General features: G+C 66.3%; 6 protein-coding genes. 2 read left to right on the top strand and 4 right to left on the bottom strand.

The features are described from left to right. Window positions 1-4: 4 nt before the first annotated feature. Genes PVV54_RS16075 through PVV54_RS16060 form a run of 4 tightly spaced genes read right to left on the bottom strand, consistent with a single transcriptional unit; the run spans window position 5 to window position 14762 of the window. The gene (locus PVV54_RS16075) at window positions 5-10534 is read right to left on the bottom strand and encodes a VCBS domain-containing protein (protein WP_274906208.1); all 10530 of its coding nucleotides are present in this window, start codon (window positions 10532-10534) and stop codon (window positions 5-7) included. Between the two features lie 21 nt (window positions 10535-10555). Beyond that, entirely contained in the window at window positions 10556-12676 is a 2121-nt protein-coding gene (locus tag PVV54_RS16070) for an HlyD family efflux transporter periplasmic adaptor subunit (protein ID WP_274906207.1), read from the bottom strand. Next, window positions 12676-14022: an efflux RND transporter periplasmic adaptor subunit gene (locus PVV54_RS16065; RefSeq protein WP_274906206.1), complete on the bottom strand. Its 1347-nt coding sequence runs from the start codon at window positions 14020-14022 to the stop codon at window positions 12676-12678. The genes PVV54_RS16070 and PVV54_RS16065 overlap by 1 nt, the downstream gene beginning before the upstream one ends. After that, on the bottom strand, window positions 14019-14762 hold the full coding sequence (locus tag PVV54_RS16060) for an efflux RND transporter periplasmic adaptor subunit (protein ID WP_274906205.1): 744 nt from the start codon (window positions 14760-14762) through the stop codon (window positions 14019-14021). Before PVV54_RS16060 ends, PVV54_RS16065 begins: the two co-directional genes overlap by 4 nt. 137 nt (window positions 14763-14899) lie before the next feature. Between PVV54_RS16060 and PVV54_RS16055 the strand changes: the two genes are divergently transcribed. Continuing rightward, window positions 14900-17179, top strand: a complete 2280-nt coding sequence (locus tag PVV54_RS16055) for a tetratricopeptide repeat protein (protein ID WP_274906204.1) — start codon at window positions 14900-14902, stop codon at window positions 17177-17179. 231 nt (window positions 17180-17410) lie between these two features. Then, complete coding sequence (locus PVV54_RS16050) at window positions 17411-18385, top strand: AAA family ATPase (protein WP_274906203.1); 975 nt, start codon at window positions 17411-17413, stop codon at window positions 18383-18385. Window positions 18386-18394 lie beyond the last annotated feature (9 nt).

The following is an 18394-nucleotide window of genomic DNA, read 5'->3' as shown; positions in this document are numbered from 1 at the left end:
GGCGTCAGGGCGCATTGCTGCCGCGCCGCTCGGCGGCCTCGCGCAATTGCGCGCGGAAGCCATTGGCAGGCTGTGCACGCTGTTGTTCGGGCACCATGTCGCGGGGGAGTGGTGCCCACAGGGACGGGTCGGGCAGCAGGCCATCGGCGGTCAGGCTGATGACCCCCTGGCGCCCATCCACCCAGTTCTTGTCTTCACTGCTGGCCTGGCGGCTGTTGGCCACGGCCTGGGCCACGAACTGGCCGTTGACCTGGCCCAGTTGGGCGCCCAGCGACTGGCTCTCGATTTCAGGGGTGGCAAACAACTGCACGTTGCTGCCGTCGGCGTCCCACGCCGACAGGGTCAAGGCCTGGTTCACCCGTTCAACCACCGGCGCCACGAAGATCGCCGGCGTTACGCTCGGCAGCGGCAGGCCGCCTTGACCGTTGCGGCTGTCGCGGTCCAGGTACGGGCCTGGCGGAATGTACGGGCTGGATATGTCCAGCGTGATGGTCAATTGCGCCTGGTCGGTAGCGCCCGCCAAATCGCTGATCGTATAGGTGAAGTAATCCTGCAGTACTTGGCCAAGGCCAGCCGCCGCCAGCACATCTGGGTTGCTGAGGTCGAGGGTGTAGGTGTAACTGCCATCGGCATTGAGCACCAACGTGCCGTAGCGGCCGGCGATCGGTTGGCCGACCACGCCCGCTGTGCCGCCGGCACCTTCCTGGCCAGTGCGGATGCCGGTCACGGTCAGGCTGTCACCGCCGTCCACGTCGCTGTCGTTGGGCAGCACGTTGCCGCTGGTCTGTGGGGCGGGCACCTGGTCGCTGGCGAAGTTGCTGTCGTCGCGGGCCACGGGGTTGTCGTTGGCGCCCTGGAGGGTGACCGTCAGGCGGGCGTCCGAGGTCACGCCAGCGGTGTCGCGCATGCGGTAAGTGAACACCTCGCGCAGCGCTTCGCCCGCGGTGCGCATGGCCTGCACGGTCGGGTTGCTGTTGTCGACCACGTACTGGTAGCTGCCGTCGGCGTTGATCAGCAGCGTACCGTACAGGCCTTGCAGCACCTGGCCGGCAGTGGCGACCTGGCCGTTTTCGCCGGTGTACTGCACCACGGTTTTGGTTTCGCCGTACTGCACGCCATCCACGTCGGTGTCGTTATCCAGCACGTTGCCGCGTGGGTCCACGCCAGCGGTGCCGTTGTTCACGCCACCGGCTTCCACCGCGGCTGCCGTGTCGTCGTTGGCCACGGGGAAGTCATTGCGCCCGTCGATGGTGATGGTCAGCAAACCGTTGGCGGTGCCGCCCCACAGGTCGGTCAGCAGGTAGCTGAAGTTGTCGGTCAGGGTTTGGCCGCTGACGCGCAGGGCCTGCACTGCCGCCAGGCTGTTGTCCAGTGTGTAGCTCCAGGTGCCGTCGGCGTTCAGCGTGAGGTCGCCGTACTGGCCGCGCAGGGTTTGCCCGGTCAGGGCTGCGTTGTTGGGCAACGGGCCGTCGCCGCTCCAGAAGGCCAGCACTTCAAGGGTTTCCGGCACCAGGATGTTGATGCTGTCGGGGTCGGTGTCGTTGTCCATCACGTTACCGGCCGGGTTGCTGCCGGGGATGTTGTTGCCCAGGCCGCCGGCTTCGATGGCAAGGCCTTGATCCGGGTTGGCCACCGGTGGCTGGTTTTCGCCGCGGATCAGGATATACAGGGTGGCCGTGTCGCTCAGGCCGCCGCCGTCGGTGACCTGGTAGGTGTAACGCTGGATGACGAAGCCCAATGGCCCCAGCGCGATGATGTCGGGGTCGCTGGAATTGACCACGAACTGGTAGGTGCCGTTGGCGTTGAGGGTGAGCGTGCCGTAGTTGGTGGTGACCGTGGCGGTGCCGGTGAGCGGGTCCAGGGTCGGGTTGCTGCTCTCGGCGCCCACGCCCACGGCGGTGACTGTCTTGGTGTCGTTGGCATCCACGTCGGTATCGTTGTTCAGCACATTGCCGCTGGGGCTGCGCCCGCCGTTGCCGTCGTCGTCGGTGGCCACGGCGTAGCCGATGTCGTCGTGCGCCACCGGCGCATCGTAGCGGCCCTCAATGGTGATGTTGATTTGCGCCTGCGAGCTGGCGCCCGCGGTGTCGTGCATGCGGTAGCTGAAGGTTTCGCTCAGGCTTTCGCCCGCCTTCAGTGCCTGCACGGCGGCCAGGCTGTCGTTGACGGTGTACACGTAGTTGCCGTTGGCATCGATGCTCAGGGTGCCGTAGTTGCCAGCAAGGGTCGTGGCGCCGGCGTTGACTTGCACGAAGGTGCCGCCCGCCGCCAGGGTGCCCAGGTAGATGCCGTCCACGGCCTTGCTGTCGCCGGCGTCCACGTCCTGGTCGTTGGCCAGGGCATTGCCGCTGCCGGCCTGGCCCGGGGTGCCGTTGTTGGTGCCGCCGGCCTCGATGGCGATGGCGCTGTCATTGGCGGCGACGGGGGTGTCGTTGCGGCCGTGGATGACCACGGTGAAGGTGGCAGTGACGGTTTTGCCATTGCCATCGCTGACGCTGTACTGGAACACCTCGGTCAGCCGGTCGGCATCGGTGCGCAGGGCCTGCACGGCGCTGTTGGCGTTGTCCACCACGTAGCGGTAGTTGCCCTGGGCATCGAGCACCAGGCTGCCGTAGTTGCCGGCCAGGCTCTGGCCCACCGTGCCATTGGTGCCGCTGGGGTTGATCACACCGGTGATGGTCAGGGTGTCGCCATCGGGGTCGCTGTAGGCGCCGCGGATGCTGCCGCTGGGGTCCAGGCCTGGAGTGGCGTTGTTCAGGCCGCCGGCTTCGACGGCATCTACCGTGACCGGGTTGACCACGGGTGGGTCGTTGACGCCGGTAACGGTGATCACCAGTTGCGCCTGGTCGGTCAGCCCGCCGCTGTCGTGTATCTGGTAAGTGAAGATCACTTCCAGGCTTTGCCCGGCACTCAGCGCAAGAATGGCCGGGTCGGCGCTGTTCACGGTGAAGCTGTAGGTGCCGTCTTCGTTGAGCACCAATTGGCCGAAGTTGCCGCTGATCAGGCTGTTGTCGGCCAGCCGCGCCACGGTGCCGGCAATCGACGCCGGGGCACCGCTAGCAACAGGGCTGAGTGTGCCGCCTGTGCTTTCCAGGCCGCTGCGCACACCGTCCACCTTCAGCTGGGTGGCGGTGGGCTGGTCGCCGTTGTCGACGTCGGTATCGGTACCCACGCCATTGTTGCCGGTGATCACGTTGCCGTTGGCGTTGACCGGGGCCGGGCTGCCATCGCTGGCGCCTGCCGTGGCGCTGCCACGGTCGTCCACGGCCACGGGTGCGTCGTTGGCCCCCTGAATGGTGATCACCAGCACGCTCACCGAACTCAAGCCACCGGCATCGACCATCTGGTAGGTGAACTGCTCCACCAGCGTGTCGCCGGGGGACAGGGCCTGGATCGCGGCATTGCTGTTGTCGATGACGTAGCGGTAGCTGCCGTCGGCGTTGACGGTGAGCGTACCGAACGCCGCCAGTATGTTGGTCGCCGAGCCACTGCTGATCGGGATGATCCGGCCGCCACCGGGGCCGTCGTAGCGCACGGCGTTAACAGCTTTGGTTTCGCCCAGGGCCACCGAGTCCACGTCGGTGTCGTTGTCCAGCACGTTGCCCGTGGCGTCTTGCCCGGGGGTGCCGTTGTTGGTACCGCCGGCCTCAATGGCGATGCCGACATCGCCGCTGGCAATGGGGGTGTCGTTGGCCCCGTGGATGTTGATCAGCAACTGCGCCCGGCTGCCCAGGCCGCCGCTGTCGATGATGTCGTAGACGAACACTTCGCTGAGGAAGTCGCCCGATGTACGCAGCGCCTGCACGGCGGGGTCGTCATTGTTGACGATGTACTGGAAGGCGCCCGTCTCGGTGATGAACAGGGTGCCGTAAAGGCCCTGAATCGTGGTGACCGCGCTGCCACCCACGGCGATGCCTCCCGGGTTGTTGGGGCCGGCGATCTGCGTGACGGTGAGAAAATCGTCGTTGGTCTGGATGTCCACGTCGGTGTCGTTGTCCAGCACGTTGCCCGTGGGGTTGGTGCCGGGGTCGGCGTTGTTCAGGCCGCCGGCTTCCACGGCGATGTACTGGTCGTTGTGGGCAATGGGCGCATCGTTGACCGGGTCGAGCACGATATTGAACACGTCGGTGTCGGTCAGCGCATCGGCCGGGTTCTGCCCCGGGATGCCGTCGCCACTGGTGGGATGGTCACCGAAGTTGCCCTGGTCATTGGTGACCATGGTCAGGGTTTCCACCTCGCGGAAGGTGTTGAAGTCCTGATCGCCCTTGTAATAGAGCTGGCCCAAGGCTGCGTTCAGCTCGGCCAGCGTGCCGGTGAGCACCAGGCTGCGCCCCGCGCCTGTCGGCGGGGTGGCGTTGGCGGCGGGGGGCGTGGCGCTTTGCCAGAGCACGCCGTGCAGCACGCTCAGGGTTATGGTCATCACTCCGTCGGCATTGCCGGCGTTAACATCCACATCGCTGATGGCCAGCCCGGTCAGGTGCAGCACGGTGTCTTCGGCCCCGTGCTGGTCGGCGACGGTGTTGACCGGCGCTTCGTTCAGGTGCACGTAACCGGCATCGGCGGTGCCGGTGCTGCCTTCGCCCAGGTTGAGGTTGATGCTGCCAAGCCCGGCGATGGCGGCAGCAGTGTCGGTGTCGATGCGCACCCGGTAATTGTTGTTGGCGCTGGCCTGATGGTCCTGGGCCACCACCACCAGGTAACTCCCCGAGGGCAGCAGGGCGAACTGGTACAGGCCGCCATTGGCGGTGACGGTGGTGAACGTGCGGTCGTCGGCATTGCCGAACTGGCCGTCGTCGCCGGCCCAGGTCAGGGTCACGGCAATGCCGTCCAGGCCCGTGCCATCGGGGGTGACGCTGTCGGTGGCGCTGCGCGTGTCGTCCCACAGGGTGCCTTGAATCACGCCCATGCCGGCGCCGTCGCTGAGGATGTAGTTGTTCAACCCGCTGGCACCGTCCTGGCCGGTGCGCTCGCCAGCGGCACCCCCTGCGGTGTCGGGCAGCGAGCCGCTCCAACCGTCGGTTTCGAAGTCGGTGGGCAGGCTGGTCCAGGTCAGCACGGCGGCGCTGGCGGCGTTGTCGGCGATGGTGACGTTGGGCAGGACAACCGTGTAGATCACCTGCACGCTGTCGTTCGGCGCCAGGCGCTCGAAGTCCAGGGTGATGCCGGTACCTTGGCTGAAGCTTACACCCGCCGGCGGGTTGTCCAGGTCAATGGCCACGCCGTTGAGCAGGATGCTCTGCACCTGGTAGTTGCTGCCGTTGGGGAACTGGTCGGCCAGGTGGGTGTTGTAGGCGGGCACTTCGCCGTTCTGGGTGAAGCTGACCGACACCGTGGCGGTGGTGGTGCCACTGCCCGGCGCCACGTCGATCACGGTCTTGTCCAGGCCGGTGAAGCTGGGTTCGACCACGCGTTCGAACACCGTGTCGCTCACGCCGCGGTCCACGCCGCCGTTGAGGCCGACGTGTTCGTGGGCCGTAACCCCAAGGTTGGCCCCCGACTGGTTGCTGGCCACGTTGCTGACCCGCACGTTGAACTCCAGCACCACGCCTTCGACGTCGGGGTCGTTGATTTCGGTGTTGGTCAGGTTGCCCAGGTTGAAGGTTACCGTCTGGCTGCCATCGGCGTTGGTCACGATCACCAGCCGGCCGTTGTTGATGTCGAATACCCCGGTGGGTACGGCGCCGGACAGGTCGGGCTGAATGCCCTGGGTCACGTCGCTCAGCTCGTTGCCCTGCATGCTCAGGGTGCCGCTGCTGATCAGGTTGAGCGCATCGCTGGTGAGCCCGGCGGGGGTGTTGGAGACGAACGCGATCAGGATGTCGTTGAGGCTGGCCGGGATAAACTCAAGGCCTGCTGCCAGCTCGATCCGGATCTGGTAATCCGGGTTGTCGCCCGTGGGCACAAGCACCGCCACGCGGTAGCGCACGATTTCGCCAACCACCACGTTTTCGCTGAGGCCGCTGGTGTCGGTGGCGCCACTGCTGTTGGTGGCCGGGGCCGTGTCGGCCACGCCGCCCACCCGGCTGATACGGATGCCGTTGCTGACCGGGAACAGCAGCAGCGAATTGAGCCGGTAATCGTTCAGGGTGCCGCCATTGAGTACACCGTCTTCACCGCTGCGCTCGCCGCTGGTGATGTCGACCGTGTTGTTGGTGCCGTCCAGGCTGGTCCAGCGTACCTCCACCGCGTTGGGGAAGGCCGCCTGGCCGGCAGCGGTTGCATTCACGGTGCCGGTCAGGCGCAGGGTGATGCTGCCGCCGTTGGTGATGTCGATGTTCGCACCGCTGACACTGATCAGCTGGCCGTTCTGGATGATGAAGTCGGCGCCGCCGTTGTTGCTGGCGCCGCCGCTGTACACCACACCGGTCAGGGTGATGCCGCTCAGTTCGGTCGGCAGCCCGTCAAGCAGGCTGATGTCGAACGCATTGACCCCGGAGGTGTTGCTGATGACGATTTCGAAGTCCACCACATCGCCGTCTTCATACCCGCCGAACACCGGCGTCGAGGTGATCTGCTGGGTGACCGTGAGTGTGGGTTCGACAATGGTCACGCTGGGCTGTTGGGCACTGATCACGCTGCGCTCGGCTGGCGCGGTGCCATTGGGGGTATCGCCGTCGGGATCGCTGTACACCAACTGCGCGCCGTTGTTCAGCGTGGTGCCTTGCTGGTTGCCGGGCACGTTGCTGGCCACCAGCACCAGGCGGATGACGAAGCTGTTGTTGCCGGTATCGTTGTCGGCGGTTGCGCCTGCGCTGCTGAACACCAGCATCAGGTCGGCGCCGTCACTGCCGTCCAGGGTGACCGGGTTGACGTTGAGCGTGCCGTTGAAGTCGGCGCCGAGCGCCGCGCTGCCGGCCACGGTGGTGATGATCTGGAAGCCCAGGTTGCCGTTGAAGCGCGGGTCCAGGCGCAGCCCGGGCGGAATCAGGTCGTTGATGCGCAGGCTGCCGGTAAAGCCTTCGGGCAGGTTGACCACGATGTCGTAGGTCATGCTCTCGCCAATCACCAGGTTGCTGCCGGTGGTGTGCGAAGCGCTGGAGTCGTCGTCGCTGAGGCTGCCGTTCTGGTAGGTTTTGGTGATGCTCGGCGCGGCCACTTGCTGGTCGGCAACCTCTACCAGGTCGGTAGGGGTGAAGTCCTGGCCGCCGTTGACGCTGGCGTAGTTGGTCAGCGCGGCGCTGCTTTGCAGGGTGCTGGAGGCCAGGATCGCGGCGTTTACCGTGACGTCGTAGGTAATCACCACCACGTTGGCGCCGGACAGGTCGCTGGCCGTGCCTGCGCGCCCGGCCAGCAGGGTGGCCTGGCCGTTGGCGTCGAGGAAGGTGATGGTGTTGCCGCTGACGCTGTAGTCGGTGCCCAGCACCAGTTGCGTGCCGTCACCCCGGAAAATCTGCAGGTTGGCGGCACTCAGGCTACCGCCAACAAAGGCCAGGCCGCTGGGCAGGGTGACGCTGGTGCTCACGTCAAAGGCGCCGCCACCGCCGGTGTTCTTGATGGCCGTGGCCAGGCGCAGGGTGTCGGCGCCGTCGATGCCGCTGACGTTGCCGTCCACCGCCGCCAGGCTGGTGACGCTGCCGCTGAACGGCACGCCGCCGGTGCCCGGGGCATTCCAGCTGCCGGTGGTGCCGGTAACCGTGCCATTGCTGCTGCTGACCACGCCGTGCTTGATGTCCAGCACTGGCTCGGCCACCGATTCGATCACCGCTACGTCGGAGGACACCAGCACATCCTTGTCCACCGTGGTGGTCTGGCTCGACTGCGCCAGTACGTCCAGTTCACGCTGGTCGGCAAATGGCTGGTCGCCCACCACCATGGTGAACTGCACTTGCACGGTGCCGCCATTCAGGCCGCCCGATACGAAGTTGCCGAAGTCGAAAACGATGGAGTTGCCCGGGCCGGTGGTGACGCTGTCGGGCACATCGGGGATGTTGTTGCCGCTGCCGAAGCTCCACTGGCCCACGCCGTTACCGAAGCTCCAGGTAATGCCGGTGGCGTTGAGCAGCGGCAGCGGCAGGTAGGCGGTGAGCTTGAAGTTTTCGTAGTCGGCGATCAGCAGGTCGTAGGTGATGGTGAAGGTCACCACATCGCCCGGGCGCAGTTCGCCATTGGCGGGCGGGGTGCCGTTGTTCACCTGGGTCAGTTCGATGTCCACGGTGGAGGTCTGGATGGTGCTGGTGGTGCTGGAGCCGTCGGTCTGCGTGCTGCCGATGTTCAGCGCATCGCGTAGCACCGTGGCCGCCACGGTGGCGTTGTTGCCCACGCTGTCGCCTTCGTTGAGCTGGTCGTGGGGCGGGTGGTCGCTGGTGTAGGTGGTGTCGACCGTGGCGTCGTAGACGATGCGCAGGCCGGTAGCGCCGTTCTGTTCGGTGTCGTCGTACAGGTCGCCAAACAGCGCGGCCACGCCCGGGCCGGCCACCGCCTGGCGTATCGATTCGGCAATGTCGAACACCAGGGTGGTGCTGCCATCGGCATTCACCGTCTGGGTGTAGATCAGGGCAATGCTCAACGTGGCGCCATTGCCCTGCAGCAACAGGGTGGGCGGGTTGGCTGTGCTGAACGTCTGGCCATCGCTGAGCAGGTCGGTGACGGTGAACTGGCCTTGTTCGAGGATGTTCTCGCCAAAGGCAAAGAAGTCGGAAATGGCAACGTCCATGGTGTAGCGCAGGGTGTCGCCAGGGGTCAGGCCGGGGGTGCCGACGTCGTTTTGCAGGTCTACCGCCTTGAGCAGGGTGATGGACTTGGCCACGAAGGTCACGCCCTGGCCGTTGCCGGTTTCACTGAACGGGTAGCCGTCGGGGTCGGTGGGGCGGTCGCGGGGGTCGAGCGGGTTCCAGTCGCCGGTGACGCTGGCGGTGCCGAAGTTGATGGTCACCGGGTTGCCGGTGGCCGGGTCGAGCACGGGCGAGCCATTGGCGTCGATCTCCGGCACGTAGAAGCTCACCTGGGTTTCGCTGGCGGCGCTGAGGGTGTCGTAGTGGATGCTGTAACTCTCGACGAACACGTTGGGGTCGGCCAGCGCCGCGGCGATGGCGGCGGGGTTGGTCAGCACCCGGCCGTCGTGCAGGGTGACGGATGTCAGGGTGCCACCCGCGCCCGGCGTGATGGCACTGACGTGCACCTGGTCGGGCACGGTCTGGGTGACGGTGACGTTGGTCAGGGTCTGCCCCGGGGCGGGGGTGACGGTGACGGTCTGGGTGCGGGTGTAGTTGGGCCCGGTGACGGTTTCGCCTTCGGGCATGTTGACCGTTTGCGTCACCTTCAGCAGGGTCGGGGTGACGATGAAGCTGTGCAGCGAGGCTTCCACCAGGCTCGGGTCCTGCACGGGGTTGTTCAGCGAATCGTTGCCGTACTCGAAGCCGGCGCGGGCATTGATGGTGAGGTTGGGTGCGCCGTCCGAGTAGGTGGTGTCGGCCAGGTTGCTGAGCAGGCCGGTGATCTGGATGTCGATGCTCGGCTGGCCACTGGTGACGCTGGCATAGGGCAGTTGCAGCACCACCATCTGGTCGCCCGGCTTCATGCCGACGCTGGCGGCGTTGATCACCAGGGCATTGCCGCTGGCGTCCTTGGCCAAGGGGTGAGTGGCGTTGCCGTTGGCGTCAAAGGTGATGACGAAGCTGTTCACCGCCTGGCCCAGGTACGTGGCGGAAACGAACGTGGCGCCATCGTCGCCGTCGCGCCCGGTGGCGGGCATGAACAGGTCGATGTACGGCGCGTAGCCTTCCTGGGTGGAGGGGTTGGTGAAGCTGACGGTAAAGGTGAACTGCTCGCCCAGTTGCACCTCGGCGCCGCCGCTGCTCAGGTTGGCGGTGGGGCTGGCATCGGCCAGCAGCCCCTGGAAGCTGGCCAGGGTCGAGGCGGCCAGGGCGATGGACTTGTCCACGTCGCCGTTGCTGACTTCCAACTGCCAGTCACCGCCTGCCAGCTGGCTGCCGGTGGCATTGCTGGAGGCGCCCACGTCGGCGCCAGTCCAGCGCGCCAGTTCGTTGACCAGGGCCTGGCCACTGCTGCCGGCGCCCACGTCGCAGCCGTACAGCTGGATGTCGGCGCCAGCGTTGAGCTCGCTGCGCCAACTGCTCAGGCGGTCGCCCAATTGCTCGACGGTTTGCTGGGTGAACACCTGGTTGCCCAGGGTGAACTGCCCGGCGGCGCCGTGGGAGAACACCTGGATGGAATCGACTTTGCCCAGTTGCGCCAGGGCAGTACTGATGGCCGCGATGGCGTCCTGGCCGGCGTCGACCACCAGCGCCGTTGTGCCTGCAGGCAGGTTGGCGGCCAGTTGGTCGCGGTTTTCCACGCGGGCATCGATTACCACCAGGTTGCGTGGTTGGGCGGCCGGTGCAGCGGTGGTTTGCGCCTCGCTGGCGGTGGGGGCTGGGTGGGCCGTGTCCTTGGCCTCGGCGTGGCTGGGGGCGCTGTGCTGCTGGTCGACGGCCGCGGCGGCGGCACCGTCGAACAGGATGCGCTGCTCAAGGGCCAGGGTTTGTGACCGTGGGCGCAATGCAGCGGCTAGACCGGCTCTGCTCTTCATGTCCATGATGACTACCTGTTCGGAAGTTCAACGCCAGATTCGCAAGCGTAGACCGGAATTACCATTTTGGTGCGTGGGTTGATGAGGGGGCCGTGAGGTGTTTGTCGCCGGTGAGATTGAGCGCCGCTCCCCGTCGATCTTCAGCCTGCCCCGCGTTTCGTGCAGGCCAACCAGCGGTTCATCCAGCGCAATCAGCACCTGAAACACCGCATGGGTCGGCACCAGCGGTTGGTTGCCCGTTGCCACCGGCCCGCCAAAGTGCGACGACAGCATGCGGTGGGCCAGTTGATTGGCGCGTGTACTGCCGATGGCCAGCACTTTGCCCTGCAGCGCGGTGGGCTGGCCGTCGGGGTAAAAGCGCACGCTGTTGCCTACGGCAAGGTGGTGCACCTGGTCCTGGGCTACATAGGCATCCACTTGCCAGCGGCCAGGGTCGATGAGAATGCCCAGCGGCTCCTGGCGGTTGACCCACTGCCCCGGACGCCAGTCGGGGTCGCGGTCCAGCCAGATGCCGGCAAACGGCGCCTGCAAATTCAGGCGGGCCATTTCCACCCGCGCCGAGCGGGCCTCTTCGTTCTGCACGTTCAGGCGTTGCTGGGTGGCGGCGTCCACGCTCAGCCCGGCCGGGTCGGCCAGCAGGCCCGACAGCCGTGCCTGGTAGCTGCGTGCGGTGGCCTCGCTGCTGCGCAGGCGTGAGTCCAGGTCCGGCTCGTTCAGCGTCGCCAGCACTTCGCCAGCTTTTACCTCACCCTGCTCGCGCAGGCTCTGCAAGCGTGCAGGGTAGGGCGTGTACACGCGCAACTGATGCTCGGCCCGGGCCACACCCACGGCATCCACCTGGCTGTGCCATGGCACCGCCAAGGCCAGCACACCCAGCGCCAGGCACAGGTAGAACAGCCGCTTGCGTTGCCCTGGAATGCGCGACCGTTGCTGCCACCAGTGGCTCAGTTCGCGTTTGACCGGCAGGGCGATGAACCAGGCGATTTCGACCATGAACAGTACGATCCCCAACAGCTTGAAGAAGAACAGGTACACCGCCACGGCGATGCCCAGAAACAGCACCAAACGGTACAGCCAGGTAGCGAAGGCAAAGGCCACCAGCAAACGCCGCTGGTGGCTGGGGAACGGCTCCGGCCACGGCTCGTGCAGCCCCAGCAGGTTGCGTCGCAGGGCCACCCGGGCCAGCGCCGAGGCCCGTTCGTGCAGATTGGGGAAGTCCAGCAGGTCGCTGAGGATGAAGTAGCCATCAAAGCGCATGAACGGGCTGGCGTTGAGCGCCAGCGACAGCACCCAACTGGTGGTGGCCAGGTACAACAAGGCATTGCGCAGCGCGCCGTCGTCGCACAGCGCCCAGCCCAGCGTCGCCAGGCCCGCCAGCGACAGCTCGGTGGCGATGCCCGCCGAAGCGATCGCCAGGCGCTGGCGCGAATGCTTGAGCTTCCAGCTTTCGCCGGTGTCGGTGTACAGCATCGGCCACAACACCAGAAAAGCCACCCCCATGTGCCCCACCCGCAAACCCAGGCGCGTGGCGACCAGCGCATGGCCCAGCTCGTGCAAGGTCTTGGCCACGATCAGGGCCAGGGCGAAGCTGAACAGGCCTTCAGTGGAAAACGACTCGACCACGGCATGGGTGAAGGTGTCCCACTGCTGGATTACCAGCAGGATGCCCAGCAGGCTCAAGCCGATCACCAGCCAACCGGTCAATGGGTGGAACAGCCAGCCAAGCGCCCCGGCCAAACGTTGCAAGCCCGCTTGGGGGCGTAGCAGCGGCACGCGAAAGAACAGGTAATGGTGCAACCACCAGCGCCAACTCGACCAGGTGCGCGCTTCGCTCTGCGCCTGCAGCTTGCCCAGTTGTTCGGGCCCGGCGCGTAGCAGGTGGTGGTGTTCGAGGAAGGCGCGCAGCTCCAGCACCTGTTCCACATCCGGTTTCAAGGCGCTGTCGCGCGCCACCTGTTCGCTGATCTGCCGGGGCGACTGGCCCCAGCGCAACAGGCACTCGAACTCCAGCCAGCCGATGCGGTAGAAACGGTTGACCACGGTGTCGTGGATCATCCACCCCGGTTCACCGTCGCGGTTGTCGGCGGCATCGCACAGGCGCAGGTCCTCGCGCAGCGGCGGCAGCGGCAGGTCGGCCGGGTCGAGCATTACCAGCCACTCCAGGCGCGCAACGTGGCCAGCGGCCGGCGCAGCAGGTAATACCCGAGCATCACCCGGCCGCCGTACAGTTTGGCGGTGCCGTGCAGGCCGAGGCGGGCATGTTCGGGCTGCTCGTCGATGCTGGCCAGCAGGCGGTAGGCCACCACGCCGTCGTCGGTCGGCTTGGCCTGGTAGCTGGTTTCCAGGATGCTGCCCTTGAGCGGGCTCAGCGGGTAGGCGGTGAGAAACAGCGTGACCTCGGCACCCGGCTCCAGGGCGATGGCATCGGCCACGGCGAGCTGGATCTGCATGGCCGGTTGCGCCGGGTCGGCCACGTGCATGATGCGCTCGCCGGTGGACACCGGTTTGCCCAGCCAGTCGTTGGGGTCGCTGAACACCGCCACCCCGGCCCGCGGCGCCAATACCTGGGTACGCTTGAGCTGCGCCTGCACGGCGGCCAGTTCGGCACGGCGCTGCTGCACGCGGCCTTGCAGCAAGGTCAGCTCGCCCTTGCTTTGCGGGTTGTCGAAGGCTCGCTGGCTGGCGGCGAGCAGTTCGGCATCGGCCACGGCCACCTCTTTGCCCAGCACGTCGGCACGGCTGCGCAGGGTCGTTTCATCCAGCGTGAACAGCGGCGTGCCGGCCTCGACCGGCTGATTGGGGCGCACCAGCACCTGGGCGATCACGCCGTCGATGGGGGAGGTGACGATCTGCGCCTGGCGCGACACGATTTGCGCAGGTGCCAGGGCGGTCTGGCGCACCGGCACCAGCAGCAAGCCGCCGAGCAGCAGCACGGCCAGCAGCACCTGGCGTCGGCTGGGGCGCCAGCGGCTCAGGCGTTGGCGGCGGGTGAGGGTGTTCCAGCAATACGCCCAGGTGCGGGTCAGGCCATCCAGGTGCTTGGGCAGGATCGCGGGCGGCGGTTCTTCGAGCAGCACCATCAGCAGGCCCAGGCGTTCGCCGGTTGGCCCATGCAGCGGGATGCACCACAGGCCGGCAGGCCACCACTCGGCCCAGCCTTCGGCAATGTCGGCGGGAGGCGTGGCGTTGGCCAGGGTGAGCCAGGCCGGTTGCGGGTTTTTTACCTGTTCGCCCAGCCAGCGGCTGGCGCGTTTCAGCCACACCAGGTAGGGCGAGTCCTCGGTGGGGCGTGCCAGCCCGGACACGCACAGCAGCTCGAACGCCCCCTTGGCCTGCCTGAACACCAGCGCCTGATGAAACGGCAGCAGCGGATACAGGTCGTTGGCCATGCTGAAGGCCAGTGCGTTCAGCGACTCGGCCGCCATCGCCTTGTCGCGCAGGGCGTCCAGTTGCAGCAGCAGTTGCGGGTGCGGCAGCGGCTGGTTCATGGTCATGGCGCAAACCGTGCGGTGCCGCTCATGCCTGCCATCAACTCAGGGAAACGCTGGTCGAAGCGCGCTTCCAACTCCACGGTTTGCGCCACGGCATCAACCCGGGCGTTGATCACGCTGACTTTGGCCGGGTAGGTTTTGCCCGTCTCGTGCACGTCCACCTCCAACGGCTGGCCGGGGCTGAGGTTTTTCAACTGGCTGGACGGCACGTTCAGGCGCACCTTCAGGGCGCCGTCACTGACCAGATCGAACAGCGGCGTGCCCGCGCTGACCGTTTGATACGGTTTGACGTACACCTTGGCCACATGCCCCGAAAACGGCGCCAGCACCTGGCAGTAGCTCATCTGCGCCTCGCCCATGGCGCGGGCGCCATCGGCTTTTTGCACTTCGGTATTGGCGGCGGCCACTTCGATGTCGCCCACCGCGTCCAGCTTGCGCAGTTGCTGCTTGGCCTGCAGGTTCTGCCGGGCCATGGCCAGCTCGGCCCCGGCCACCTTGTTGCGGGCCTGGGCCTCGTTGCAGTTGAAGCGCGCGAGCGTGGCACCTTTGGCCACGTGCTCGCCGAAGTTGGTCTTCAGTTCGCCCAGCGTGCCATTCATTTGGCTGGACAGGGTGGTTTCCAGCTCGGCGGCAAGCAGCACGCGGATCGGTTGCGGGGCGTCCTGCTCGGCGGCCTGTGCAGTCAGGCTGGCCAGCGCCAGCAGCACGGTCAGGCAACGGTGTCCAACAACGGGCATGGGCATTCTCGGTTCCTTGTTGAGAGGCTTCATAAACGCTGCAACGCATTCATGTTAGGAAGGATTTCGCGGCTTTGCCCAACTGCGTGCAGCCCGCGCGGCGTGTACTACGCTGCACCGGGGGCCGACGCTGGAGCGATGCGATGGTGCAGGTTGCGCGGGCAAGGGTGTGGGTATTGGCACTGATGCGCACCTGCCTGCTGGGCTTGGTGCTGGTTAGCCCAGCGCTGGCAATTGCCGAGGGCCAACTGCCACGTCAGGCCAGCGAACGCGAGGGTTATGCCGATGCCGGCAGTTGCCTGGGTTGCCATGCCCAGCAGGCCAGCCAATGGCAGCATTCCGATCATGCCTGGGCACTGCGTGAGCCCACGGCAGCCAACGTGCTTGGCAATTTCGACAATGCGCAATTCGACGAGGCCGGGGTCAAGGCCCGTTTCTTTCGCAAGGGCGACGGCTATTACGTCAACATCGAGGGTGAAGATGGCAAGCCTGCCGACTTTCGCGTGCTCTACACCTTCGGCTTCGAGCCGTTGCAGCAGTACCTGGTGGCGTTGTCGCGCGGGCGCCTGCAGGCGCTGACCGTGGCCTGGGACAGCCGCCCGGCCGCACAAGGCGGGCAGCGCTGGTTCTCGCTGTACCCGGGGCAGCGCTTCGCCCCTGGCGACGCCTTGCACTGGACCGGCCGCTATCAGAACTGGAACGCCATGTGCGCCGACTGCCATTCCACCGCGCTGGCCAAAAACTATGACGACAAAAAAGACAGCTTCGCCAGCACCTGGCAGGAGCAGAATGTCGGTTGCCAAGGCTGCCACGGGCCAGGCCAGGCCCACGTCGACTGGGCCAAGGAGCACCCTGGCGCCTCGCCGGCGCAAGGTTTGGCCGTGGACTTCAAAGCGTTGGGCAGCAAGGGCCAGGTCGAGCAGTGCGCCTATTGCCACAGCCGCCGCCAAGGCCTGGGCACCGGCCAGCTGCCGGGCCACCCTCAGCTGGACCAGAGCTTGCCGGCCACGCTGCGTACCGGCCTGTACCATGACGCCGGCCAGATCGACGGTGAGGTATACGAGTTCGGCTCGTTCAGCCAAAGCAAGATGTACGCGGCCGGGGTTGCCTGCACCGACTGCCACAACCCGCACACCACCAAGGTTCGCATCGAAGGCAACGGCCTGTGTGTGCAATGCCACAACACCCAGCCCAACACCGCTCGCTTCGCCGGCCTGCAAGCCAAGGACTACGACAGCCCGGCGCATCATCACCACACGGCCGGCTCGCCCGGTGCACAGTGCGTGAACTGCCACATGCCAACCAAGAACTACATGGTGGTCGACCCCCGGCGCGACCACAGCATCCGCATCCCGCGGCCCGACCTTGCCGACACCGGCCCCGACGCCTGCACCACCTGCCACCAGGGCCAGAAGCCGGCCTGGGCCGCCAGTGCCATCGACAGCTGGTTTGCCAACCCCAAGCGCCCGGCCCATTACGGGCAGGCCTTCCATGCCGTGCGCGAAGACCCGTCCACCACCTTGAGCCGTTTGGGCTATGTGCTGGCCGACAAGAGCAACCCGGCGATTGTCCGCGCCACGGCCGCCGACCAGTTGGCGGACATCGGCCCCGCTGCCACCAGCAACCTGCGCTGGGCCTTGCAGGACAAGGACGCCGTGGTGCGCGCCTATGCGGTAGGCGGCTTTACCAGCCTGCCGGCCGAGCAGCGCCTGCAACCGCTGCTGCCGTTGCTTGAAGACCCCACCCGGGCAGTGCGTGACGAGGCTGTGCGGGCGTTGGCCGATGTACCGCCAGCGCAGTTGCCGACCACGTTTGCGCCGCTGCTTGCCGAGTACGAACAGCGCCTGCGCAGCAATGCCGACCTGCCCGGCGGGCGGCTCAACCTGGCCGTGCTGCTGCAACGCCAGGGGCGCGACGAGCAGGCGATGGCGGAGTATCGCCAGGCTTTGAAGATGGACCCGTATTTTGTGCCCGCCCGGGTCAACCTGGTGACGCTGGCCAGCAGCGCCCAGCACTTTGACGATGCCGAACGCTTGCTGCGTGACGGCGTGGCACTGGAGAAGATGCCCGAAGCCGACCATGGCAACCTGGCCTACATGCTGGCGTTGCTGCTGGTGGAACGCAGCAAGCCGGACGAGGCGGTGGGCTGGATGGAGCAGGCCGCCGTGGCGTTGCCCGGCAATTCGCGGATTCGCTACAACCAAGGGTTGCTGCTGTCACGCATGAACCGCCGGGATGAAGCGCTCGCGGCTTTGCGCAGTGGGCTGGAGCAAGCGCCGGAGAATGCCGATTTGCTGTACACGCTGATCTACCTGCATGCCCTGGAGGGGGAGCGGGACCAGGCGTTGCCTTATGTGCAGCGGATGCGTGAGGTGGCGCCGGATGATCCGCGGCTACAGGCGATCGAGCCGTATTGGCGGTGAGATCGAGCGCCGCCCTGCGGCGCATCGCGAATAAATTCGCTCCTACAGGCGTTCTGCAATCCCTGTAGGAGCGGATTTATCCGCGATGCGCCGCAAGGCGGCGCTCGATCTAATAGGCGACAAACACCTCAACGCGAACACCCACCATTCTCTCTTCACGACACCCCATTGCACCCACCCCCCACCCGGCTAGATTTACCAGACCGCCAACCCACTCCAAGGACCGCACCCGTGACCACCCGCGAACACGTCCAGGCCCTGGAAGCCTCGGTCGCCGAAAAAGTCCTGGGCCAGGCCGAAACCATCCGCCATGTCCTGCTGGGCCTGCTCGCCAATGGCCATGTGCTGCTCGAAAGCCTGCCAGGCCTGGCCAAAACCCGCACGGTCAAGGCCTTGGCCACGCACCTGGAGGCGCAAATGCGGCGCATCCAGTTCACCCCGGACTTGCTGCCCTCGGACATCACCGGCGGCGAGATCCTGCAGCAGACGGCCGAAGGCAACAAAATCAGCTTTCAACCCGGCCCGCTGTTCGGCAATGTTATCCTCGCCGACGAAATCAACCGCGCCCCGGCCAAGGTCCAGGCGGCCTTGCTCGAAGCCATGGAAGAGCGCCAGATTACCGTGGCCGGGCAAAGCTACCCCATGGACAAGCTGTTCATGGTGCTGGCCACCCAGAACCCGATCGAACAGGAAGGCACCTACCCACTGCCCGAAGCGCAGATGGACCGTTTCCTGATGAAGCTGCAACTCGATTACCCAAGGCCTGAAGACGAAACCCAGGTGCTACGCCTGGTACGTGAAGAGGACCAGGCCAGCCACGAGGTGGCCGCACAACCGGCGCGCCTGGCCCAGCAGGTGATTTTCGACGCCCGCCGCGAAGTGGCGCAGGTGCATGTGTCCCAAGCCATTGACCGCTACCTGATCGACCTGATCAACGCCACCCGCCACCCCGGCGAGCATGACCCTGATTTGGCGCGCTGGATCCGCATCGGTGCCAGCCCGCGCGGCGGCATCAGCCTGGACCGGGTGTCACGCGCCCACGCCTGGCTGCAAGGCCAGGATTTCGTGTCACCCGACAATGTGCGCGCCGTGGTGCACCCCGTGCTGCGCCATCGCCTGCAGCTCTCCTACGATGCGATCACCGATGGCGTGGCGGCCGACCAGGTCATCGACCGGTTGCTGGACAAGGTTGCCATTCCCACCTGACGGACAGGC

Origin of the sequence: Pseudomonas sp. PSKL.D1, assembly GCF_028898945.1 — a bacterium.
GTDB lineage: Bacteria > Pseudomonadota > Gammaproteobacteria > Pseudomonadales > Pseudomonadaceae > Aquipseudomonas.
Note: the sequence above shows the minus strand (reverse complement) of the source record. Positions and strands in the feature narration are given on the sequence as shown.